This is a genomic window from Collinsella aerofaciens (assembly GCF_040915425.1).
Classification (GTDB): Bacteria; Actinomycetota; Coriobacteriia; order Coriobacteriales; family Coriobacteriaceae; genus Collinsella; species Collinsella aerofaciens_BW.
The window spans coordinates 48,427-50,526 of record NZ_JBCPDN010000006.1 but is presented as its reverse complement, the minus strand read 5'-3'; the positions used below and the strand labels follow the sequence as shown (position 1 = coordinate 50,526).

At 56.3% G+C, this 2,100-nt stretch carries 1 protein-coding gene; it reads left to right on the top strand.

Annotated elements, in window-relative coordinates; all coding sequences use genetic code 11:
- The first annotated feature begins 323 nt into the window (after positions 1-323).
- Complete coding sequence (locus AB5164_RS01790; RefSeq protein ID WP_368143285.1) at positions 324-2,057, top strand: VWA domain-containing protein; 1,734 nt, start codon at positions 324-326, stop codon at positions 2,055-2,057.
- The last annotated feature ends 43 nt before the right edge of the window (positions 2,058-2,100 follow it).

Sequence of the window (2,100 nt, the reverse complement as noted above, 5' to 3'; positions counted from 1 at the left end):
GGGCGGTCGTGCGGACAGCTTGGATGCGGTGTATGGACAGGGTATCGACTTAGTTCTGCCGGCCTGTCGCAGACCCATGAGCCTTGAGGATGCGCTTGGCATGCAGGAGGCTGTAGCCAATTTGGCGTGCGCAGGCGAGGGGGCTGCCCGAGCATACGATCTTGGACGCATATAGATAAAAATATCCAATCTGACTTGCCTGTCCAGCTCGTTATTTGTAAATATATGTTAATGACGCTGACATTTTACGGTCGATACTATTGTCGTATCACTGGTTTCGTATCCACCCGTCTGTAAACGGGAATTGAATGAAAGGAGCTAGGATGCGCAGGTTGGGAAGTGCGCTTAAGCGCGCGGTTACGGTTAGTGCGGTGTTGGCGCTGACGTTAGGCATGGCCGCCCCGGCGACCATGTCATTCGCAGACGATGCCGCAGGGGACGCCGGACAATCGTCCGCGCTGGAGCAGAATCAGAAGATGGCGACCGAGCTCGACGAGAACCTTGAGACCAAGGTCACCCTCTCGTTCCCGGGCAAGCGCGAGGCCGAGCCGTCCGACGTTGTGTTTGTGCTCGATAAGTCGGGCGCCTCTGCGCAGGAGGACATCTTTGACCAGGCTAAGTCCTTCCTCGAAGAGGTTAAGACAAAGGCTCAGACCGACGGCTTGGACATCAAGGTTGGCGTTGTCCTCTTTAATAAGGTGGGCAATATTCAGCAACCGTTGACTGATGTCGTTACAGGTTACGATAGCATTCTGACGGCGATGAACTCGAGCTTGCGCTCGGGTACCAACATGGACGCCGGCCTTCTTGCTGCAAAGAGCATCCTCGACGCGGATACTGCCGTTAAGGCCGAGAACAAGCACGTGATCCTTATTAGCGACGGTGCAACCTACCTTTACTGCAAGAATGGCGATTACACCAAACCGTATACGAGGTCGTTTGGCGATCCAAAAAAGCAGACGAATCCAGAGACCGGCGTTGCATACCCCAATGGAGAGAACAAGATGGGCGGTATCTGGGAGTCCCACTCGCGCGAGTACAATTTCAAGAACGACTGGAAGAAGTTCTCCGACGGCTCCACCAACTTCATTTTCTCGGAGGCCATGAAGGGCCCCGAGAAGCTCGGCGAGTATCTTGAGTACTATCGCGACCAGTACGAGAACTCTGACAAGAACTGGGCCCAGTACGATTACGAGTACACCGACGCCGCCGCCAGTAAGGGCACCACGAACCCCATCCCTGTCGACGTGAACGCGCCGTGCAACATCGACGTCGCGTTCTGGAGCACGGACGACACGTTCCAGTCGATGGTCAAGGCCGGCTACGACATGAACGTCTACTACAAGAACGCCGCCGACTTTGATGGCCAGGTATTCCTGCAGTACCTCACCAGGAATTCCAACAACGGCCAGCTCGACACCGACTTTGCCGATATCAAGGCCAAGCTCGTGGACAAGATCGCTGCCGGCTCGACGGTCGAGGACTTTATTGGCAACAACTTTGACTTTGTGAACGATGCCAGTAAGATCAGCCTGAATGTTGCGGGCGAGGACCTTGCGCCTGAGAAGATCGACGAGACCACCTATGGCTTTGGCAAGCGTGCGGATGGCACCTATCGCTTCACCCTCAAGTACACGGCAGGGGAGAACGAGAAGCTTGTCTTCACTCTCAACGAGGCCGCGGTGCCCGCTAAACCGGTTGTCCTTACGTACAGCGAGGTATTGGTGAATAAGCCCACCGAGGCCGGCACCCACAGCCTCAAGGTCAACGAGAGTGCAACCCTGTACCCCGTTGACGGCAACGGCGACAAGGGCACGGCAGGCGTTTTCCCGGTTCCGACGGTTACCTACACGGTTGCTGCTCCCGAGCCTAAGCCCGAACCCGAGGTTAAACCCACTAAGCCGAGCGATAAGAAGCCCGTCAGGACGACGAAGGGCGAGAAGGGCTCCATGCCGATGACGGGTGATACCTTCTCAATTCTGCCCGTCATTGGGCTGGTCGTAGCCGGTGCAGCCGTTTGCGTTTCCGGCATTATCCTCAAGCGCCGTAATCGCTAACGGCGCTGACGTCGAACGACGTTTCGCTTCCCAGCGCTTACGC